The 7,300-nt window shown below is 68.4% G+C and carries 6 protein-coding genes and 1 pseudogene; 4 read left to right on the top strand and 3 right to left on the bottom strand.

All coding sequences use genetic code 11. From position 1 onward, the window contains the following. The first annotated feature begins 304 nt into the window (after positions 1-304). Together AC4BGB_RS10670 and AC4BGB_RS10675 are read left to right on the top strand one after the other, a co-directional pair. The gene (locus AC4BGB_RS10670) at positions 305-1,384 is read left to right on the top strand and encodes an MsnO8 family LLM class oxidoreductase (RefSeq protein ID WP_490546755.1); all 1,080 of its coding nucleotides are present in this window, start codon (positions 305-307) and stop codon (positions 1,382-1,384) included. A 305-nt stretch (positions 1,385-1,689) separates the two neighbouring features. Then, positions 1,690-1,893 (top strand): hypothetical protein, encoded by a 204-nt coding sequence (locus AC4BGB_RS10675; RefSeq protein WP_490546756.1) that lies wholly within the window; start codon positions 1,690-1,692, stop codon positions 1,891-1,893. Positions 1,894-2,258: 365 nt separating this feature from the next. On the opposite strand, the gene bla is transcribed toward AC4BGB_RS10675, so the two are convergent. Further along, the gene (gene bla, locus AC4BGB_RS10680) at positions 2,259-3,092 is read right to left on the bottom strand and encodes a class A beta-lactamase (RefSeq protein ID WP_490546757.1); all 834 of its coding nucleotides are present in this window, start codon (positions 3,090-3,092) and stop codon (positions 2,259-2,261) included. Positions 3,093-3,339: 247 nt separating this feature from the next. Next, positions 3,340-4,284, bottom strand: coding sequence for a hypothetical protein (locus AC4BGB_RS10685; RefSeq protein WP_490546758.1), 945 nt, complete (start codon positions 4,282-4,284; stop codon positions 3,340-3,342). Between the two features lie 737 nt (positions 4,285-5,021). Here AC4BGB_RS10685 and AC4BGB_RS10690 point away from each other — a divergent pair. Then, positions 5,022-5,219 carry a hypothetical protein gene (locus tag AC4BGB_RS10690; protein ID WP_490546759.1) on the top strand — a complete coding sequence of 66 codons (198 nt, stop codon included), beginning with the start codon at positions 5,022-5,024 and terminating at the stop codon, positions 5,217-5,219. Between the two features lie 281 nt (positions 5,220-5,500). Further along, positions 5,501-5,821 carry a response regulator transcription factor gene (locus tag AC4BGB_RS10695; protein ID WP_490546760.1) on the top strand — a complete coding sequence of 107 codons (321 nt, stop codon included), beginning with the start codon at positions 5,501-5,503 and terminating at the stop codon, positions 5,819-5,821. Between the two features lie 847 nt (positions 5,822-6,668). Here the strand turns inward: AC4BGB_RS10695 and AC4BGB_RS10700 are convergent. Next, positions 6,669-7,300: pseudogene (locus AC4BGB_RS10700) on the bottom strand (hypothetical protein); the annotation flags it as partial.

A 7,300-nucleotide genomic window follows, 5' to 3' on the forward strand; every position in this document is an offset into this window, starting at 1 on the left:
CGCCGTGGCGGGTCGAGTGAGTGGTATGTCGCTACCCACATCGACTTGCCGTGGACTGGGGTCGGCGGTCCCGGAGAAAACATCGGGCAGATCGCACCGTCACCTGTCCGAGCCGTCCCTCTCCCGCGCCGTATCTCTGACCCCTGCCGTGCCATATCTCTGATCGGAGAATGTGGGGTCTCCTGACGACTTCGAGGGCCTACCGCCCGGCCCCGGGCGCTCGAGGTGCCCCAGCAGAGCCACCGGGGCCGGCGGCTCCGTTAGCGTCACCGGACGCCGTCATCGAGACCGAGGAGCACCCCCCATGAAGTTGTCCATCGTCGACCTCGCGACGGTCGCACCAGGAACCACCGAGAAGGACGCCCTGTCCGACGCACTGGACACCGCCCGCCATGCCGAGGAACGGGGGTTCCACCGCATCTGGTTCGCCGAGCACCACCTGAGCCGAGCGGGTGCCTCCCACCACCCCGAGCTGCTGATCGCAGCCGCCGCCATGGTCACCAGCGAGATCCGACTGGGGTCGGGGGCCGTACTGATGAACCACTACAGCCCGTTCAAGGTGGCCGAGATGTTCAAGCAGCTCGAGGTGATGGCGCCCGGGCGGATCGACCTGGGCATGGGCCGGGCCACCGCAGGGCCGGTCCTCGACCTCGCCTTCCAACAGAACCGTGAGAACCCGGCTCAGGTCAATCACCAACAGCAGGTGCTGGAGACACTGGCCTGGTTGTACGAGTCCTTCCCAGACGACCACCCGTTCGCCGAGCACCCCTTGATGACCACCGTGCCCGAAGTGCCACAGACCTGGCTGCTGGGCTCCAGCCCGAACGGGTCGAACCTCGCCGCCGCTCTCGGCATCGGCTACACCTTCGCCGGCTTCATCAACCCGCCCGGTGCCGCACCGGCCCTGCGCCACTATCGCGAACAGTTCAAGGCCCAGGGCTTCGGGCTGGACTCGCCACGGGCGATCCTGGCGGTCAACGTGGCCGTCGGCGAAACCACAGATGAGGGCCTGCGCCTGGCCAACTCCCCCAAGGGCTACTACGCCCGACTCAGCCGCGCCGGCCGGGCCGCAGGTTCGGTGATGGCACCCACTCCTGAGGAAGCCGCCCGGGAGATGACTCCGACCCAGTTGGACGAGCCGACGACGATCGTGGACGGTCAGTGGCCGCGCTTCGTGGCCGGCGGGCCCGACGACGTCCGCGCCACACTGGAAACAATGCTGGAGGAGAGCGGCGCTGACGAGGTCATGGTCCAGGACCTGATCGTCGACCCCGTCGACCGTCGCCGCTCCCACGAGCTTCTGGCGCACGCCTTCGGCCTCCCCCCACGGGGAGCCGCACCCGCCACGGCCACGACGGGCCGGTCCCGTTCGACGACGTGGTGACCGACGACGTCGAGTTCGACCTCACCTGCGCCGGCCCAGCCCAATCACCGGGCACGTGCGCTAGCCACGCGGGCGACCACCAGTTCCGCTTGCCGAGCAGGCCGTCAGTGACGGCACGAGCAGCGAGGTTGGAACGGGAGCTGGTCTGCACCTGGGCAGTCCGGGTTGGCGGGCAGCCTCGTAGGCAGCCAGCGCGGCGGCTGGCTTGACCGTTTCCCCTCAGCGAGCGCCCGAGCGAGGACGACCGCGACACCGCTCGCATCCAGCTCATGGGTATGCGAGACAGGGACCAGCGGCCAGCTCACGTGCGCGTCGACCGGGAGACCCTCACACTGGGCTACGCCGGTGTCTACGGCAGCTTCCTGCGCCACGCCGAGGCGGCAGCTGAGCGCTACGGCGTCGACGTCCGCACCATCCTCATCGAGGTGGGCAAACGCGGCCTCGTCGGCGGCCAGGAAGACATGATCACCGACGTGACGCTAGGACTTGCCGGTCGAGGTGCGGCCTGATGTCTCCGACGTGCGGCACTCACGATCGACCAGGGGCAGGGTGCAGGCGCCGACCTTGAGGTGACCCAAGCGGCGTTACCTGAGCAGCCTGTGCGACATGGACACGCTGTCCTCCCACCGCGGTCGCTGCGACACGGATCGAGTGCACCCGAGAGTCCCTGGCGCCGCAGGCTCGGGGCTGGCAGCGGCAGCCTTCGCGAAGGCGTGCGCGGCCTCGGGCTACGGGGCCGGTGTGCCGAAAGACCGAGAGCCGTTGGTGGGTCGGTGATGAGCCGGCGGTTCGGGCTAGCTAGTCATCAAGTCCATCGAGCGCAATTCCGCGAGAACAGGCAGCCATGGATGTCAGGTCACCCTGTGGCAGGTGCTCACCGCAGCGACTGGACGACGACCCGGGCAGCGTCGGCGACCAGCTGGTCGTCGTACTCCGCGTCGGCGTCCGCGCGGTCGGAGAACACCGCGAGGACGATGGGAGCTGCCCCGGGCGGCCAGACGACCGCGATGTCGTTGCGCGTTCCGCGTCCGCCCGCGCCGGACTTGTCGATGACGCGCCACCCCTGCGGCAGGCCCGCCTTGATCAGCGTCTCCCCCGTGCGGTTGTCGCTCATCCAGCGCTGGAGGGTGTTCCTGTCGTCCGCCGACAGGGCATCGCCCAGCGCGTAGGAGTTCAGCACGCTCGCGAAGGCGTGCGCAGTGGTGGTGTCACGTACGTCGCCGGGGGCGGCCTCGTTGAGCTCGGTCTCCGTGCGGGCGGACACGGTGACGTCGTCACCGAGCGCCTCGAGGGTCTTCTGGAAGCCGGCAGGGCCGCCCAGGCGCTCGAGGAGGAGGTTGCCTGCGGTGTTGTCGCTCTCCCGCACCGCCGCCTCGGCGATGCGCCCCAGGGACAGCCCCGTCCCCAGATGACGTTCGGTGACCGGCGAGTGGGCGACGAGGTCCGAGGCGTCGTAACTGACGACCCGGTCGAGCTCGGCCGGAGTGGTCCGGTCGAGGACGGCGGCAGCCGCCAGTGCCTTGAAGGTCGAGGCGAAGGCGAACCGTTCGTGGGCGCGGTGCGCGACGGTGGCACCGGTGCCCGTGTCGAGCGCGAAGACGCCGAGGCGGGCCGAGTAGCGCTTCTCCAGGGCGCGGAGCCGTTGCTCCGCACGCTCGGACGGCGCGCGGTTCTCGCTCTCCCCGGCGGGGGTCGGGGTGGCTGACACGGTCGGCTCGTCACGACCCTGGGGTGTCTCGGAGGCGCACGCTCCCGACAGTGCTATGGCAAGGACGACCAGGGCTGTGCGCGCTGCATCCCGAGCCGGCGTGCGCTGCGCGGTGGCGACGGGCCACAGACGCATGTGTTCCTCTCAGCAGGTGGAGATGTCGGGTTGACGAGTGTGTCAGCACCGCGAGGAACGGCCGCATGCGGCGTTCGCCCTCGGGCCGGATCTCCCCGGCCTGCGCTCGCGGTCACGACCGGCGACGGGGCCTCGGCCGGCCGACCGTACGCCGGAAGCGTGCGGACATCGCCCTGACGAGGTCGCGCGCCCCCAACGGCGGAGCCGGATCTGCGAGCGACAGCCAGGCAGCGTCGAAGTCGAGCCAGGCGACCTCCGACTCCAAGAGCTCCGAGCCTGCGACCAGCAACGCCTGAGGGTCCGGACCGATGTCGATGACCGAAGCGAACTTCCGGTCTGGTTCCTCGGAGGCGCGTAGTGCTCGATGAACGTCCTCCCCGTAACGCTCCACCACAACCTCCGCACCGTCCCTGCGAATCCTTGAGATCTTCAAACCACGGGGATCGAAGTCATCGGCGACGCGCACACAGAGCACGACCTCCAGTGAAGCCACGAGAATTCGATACCGCTGCCCCCGGGCATCGACGAACTTCGTCAGCGGCAATCCGGCCTCGACGTACTCGCGCTCGGACTCGAACTCCAGGTCGGTCGCTAGATCACTCGGGCTCTCGTAGGTTCGGTCCAGGCCATCTCCGGTGGCTCGGATCGGAGGTACTGGCCCGGTGCCCGCTCCTGCTGCCACGGTCGCCCCCATCCCCTCCCTCGCCAACACGCTGCGCGCCACTTCATCTCCTGCCGCCGTGTTGTCCAGCCATCCGATCGCTCCCGGCGTCGGGACCTCGTCTCCCCAGTTCTCGATCCATTCGCGGGAGATGCGATCGACGGACTCCGCCGAGTCTGCGTTCCAAGGGACGTGCCGGCCAGCCACGATGTCGCCGGCAACCACGAGGCCGGAGCCCAAGAGGTCGGCGATCAGAGCCAGGGTCGAGTCACGCAGCGTGCCGGGATCGACGTCCTCGGACGGTTGTACCGCCCCGGCTGCCCAGCTCACGTCGGTCCAGTCCGTCAGCCCACCGACGAGCACTTCCTCCATGGCCGTCCTGGAGTTCGTCGTCATGGCTGAACACACCTCCTGACCGGATTCCGTGAATACCTGATGCCGAGGGTCCCGTTCACCGCCCTCACGGAGCGGTGTCGACGACCTTCATCTCGACCGATGCCGAGTACATGATCGCGTGGGCCGGGACGGCGCCCACGCGGCCGAGCTGGGTCTGGCGTTGTCCAAGGTAGTCGCCGCTCCCCGGGTCGACGATGACCTCGTAGATCCTTTCCGTTCGAGCTGGGCACGCCGATCGCGGTGCCCGTGCGGCCCTCGAAGCTCGCCTGGTTGTCGGTGATCACCACGCCGGGCAGCAGCGCGATCACGTCGTACATGGCCGCCTGGAGGTCGCGCGGCACCAGTCCCGAACGCAGCAGCGCCGTGACCTGGGACATCACCTTGTCGACGCGGGGCCCCTCGGCACCCGGGGCGTTCTCCAGCCGTTTCAGCAGCTCGGGTCCACTGCGTTGCAACGAAGGCAGGTCCTCGACCCCGATCAGCTGCCCCTCACCGCCGCCGAGCTCCCCGTTGCCGAACGCACCGGACGGGCAGTCGAAGCGCCCGTGTCGGGGCTATAGCGGTTGACAGGCGTCGGAGCTGGGGTCGCCTGTCGGACAGGACCGCCTTTATCGCAGTTCGTCCTCCCGATCCGATGCGGACGCCGGGCTCCTCCTCCTTGCCCGAGGACCTTTGACCCACAACCGGCAGCCAACCGACACTGCCGTGGACAGCGTGCCGGCGAGAACGTGGGGAGCATGGCGCGCTTTGTTCGCAGGGTCGCCCGGACCTCGCTCAGGCACGCTCGCTGCCGCCACTGCGGCCAGGACATCGTGCTGGTTCCGGAGATCGGCTGGCTCGACCCGACCCCGGGAAGCACCTACGACATGTGTCCCGACGCGCCGTACGCCGACCACGAGCCGAGTGACTCCCGAGGCGACATCCCGAAGGTCTAGGGCCCCACGTCGACGAGAACCTCAGGGCACCCACGCCCTGGCCGGGCAGACACCCTCTCGACAGATCCCGCGAGTCCCCGAGTCGGAGTGCATCGAGGCTGCGATGACAACCCTGGATTCGTCGCGGTCGACTGAGACCGGCGATGGTACGAATGTGGACATCGAGATGCCGCACGTCCGGGCCTCGATGCCGCCGAGGAGCTGGCGCGGTTGATGCCGGAGTGCCGGGGTCATCTTGACCACCTTCGGCCGACCCGGCTATCTCCAGCGGGCGATGACAAGTGGGGTCAAAGGCTTCCTGGTCAAGGACCAGCCGGCCGAGGGCCTGGCCGACTCCATCCGGAGGGGTCGCCTCTGGCGCCCCCGTCGTCGACCCCGAGCTTGCGGGCGCCACCCTGCGGACGGCCACGAATCCGTTCACAGCGCGTGAGCGCGACGTGCTCGCGGCGGCCGAGGACGGGTCCGCAGTCACCGACATCGCCCAGGCGCTCTTCCTCAGCGACAGCACCGTACGCAACTACCTCTCGGCCGCCATCGGCAAGACAGGCACCCGCACCAAGACCGAGGCCGCAATTGTCGCGCGCACCCGGGGCTGGCTGTAGCGACCCGAGGGACCCGGGGCGCTGCCGTGGCCAGCGTTCGGCGCCGCCACGACGCCCAAGGGGTTTGTTGGGAGCTTGGCGCTGCTGGGTGCGTGGGGGGTGCGCGCTCGGACCCGGCCAGGAGGGAGCCTCCGGCCCGATAACCAGCCCTCTGCTCGGTGGTGGCCGGGGTCCAGGGTGGCCGGAGGCAATCGCGCAGCGACGCTCTGCGCCCTTGATGCCGGGCGGCAGCGGGCAAACGATTCGGGATCGGGTCGGGGGGTCGGCGGGGAGTGGCGCTCCAGACCTTGACCGCGCGAGTTGCGGACGATGACGCTCGTCTCCTGGTAGGGGGCGGGCGTTTCGATGTGCCTGCACTTGCGCTGGATGGGGTGCGCGAGGACGGCGCGCCAGCGCCGCCCGCAGTGCGCCCTCGCGCCGAAGGCGCGCTTGAACCAGTAAGGCAAGTCGTAACGGCACACGCAGCCGCAGCCGTGGCTCCGTGTGCTCGTCGACCCGCGTGGCGCCCAACTTGGCGGGGTCATGCTCACCACGCGGATCGCGGCCATGAGCGTGCATTCACGACGGACAATGGCGGCCAGTCTGTGGTGTCGAGGAGGCGGCCACGACATGCCAACCAGGCGACCTTCGAGTTCCTCCTATCTCCCGATCGGGTTCTGAAAGCGGCAACCCAGTCACGCGAGCTGGACGCGGGTGTCCGAGTCGTTGGACGCCTTCACGTCACTTTGAAGCCCCCTCCCCCCTCCACCCGGGTGGAGGGGGGAGGGACTGCTTCATTCCAGCGTCGCCCCCGTTGCAATAGCCGCCTCTGTGTCACCCGAGCTCGAGTGCGTGTGGCGGTTAGGAGTCAGGCGTAGACGTGGCCATGCGCCGGGGCACAGTCCTTGTCGTGGTGCTTGTGGCCCGAGTCCTTGTTCCGGTCCTTGTCCCAGTCCTTGTTCTGGTCCTTGTGGCCCCAGTCCTTGTTCTGGTGCTTGTCCCAGTCCTTGTTCTGGTCCTTGTGGCCCCAGTCCTTGTCGTGGTGCTTGTGGCCCCAGTCCTTGTCGTGGTGCTTGTGGCCCCAGTCCTTGTTCCGGTCCTTGTTCCAGTCCTTGTCCCAGCCCTTGTTCCGGTCCTTGTTCCAGTCCTTGTCCCGGTCCTTGTTCTGGTCCTTGTGGCCCCAGTCCTTGTCGTGGTGCTTGTGGCCCCAGTCCTTGTTCCGGTCCTTGTTCCAGTCCTTGTCCCGGTCCTTGTTCTGGTCCTTGTGGCCCCAGTCCTTGTCGTGGTGCTTGTGGCCCCAGTCCTTGTTCCGGTCCTTGTTCCAGTCCTTGTCCCGGTCCTTGTTCTGGTCCTTGTGGCCCCAGTCCTTGTCGTGGTGCTTGTGGCCCCAGTCCTTGTTCCGGTCCTTGTTCCAGTCCTTGTCCCGGTCCTTGTTCTGGTCCTTGTGGCCCCAGTCCTTGTCGTGGTGCTTGTGGCCCCAGTCCTTGTTCCGGTCCTTGT

The organism is Nocardioides sp. Z30_9 (assembly GCF_058215735.1).

Bases quoted from the DNA above. Each gene is read 5' to 3' on its own strand.
- AC4BGB_RS10690 (WP_490546759.1), top strand. From the start codon at position 5,022: ATGGCGCGCTTTGTTCGCAGGGTCGCCCGGACCTCGCTCAGGCACGCT.
- AC4BGB_RS10670 (WP_490546755.1), top strand. From the start codon at position 305: ATGAAGTTGTCCATCGTCGACCTCGCGACGGTCGCACCAGGAACCACC.
- AC4BGB_RS10685 (WP_490546758.1), bottom strand. From the start codon at position 4,284: ATGACGACGAACTCCAGGACGGCCATGGAGGAAGTGCTCGTCGGTGGG.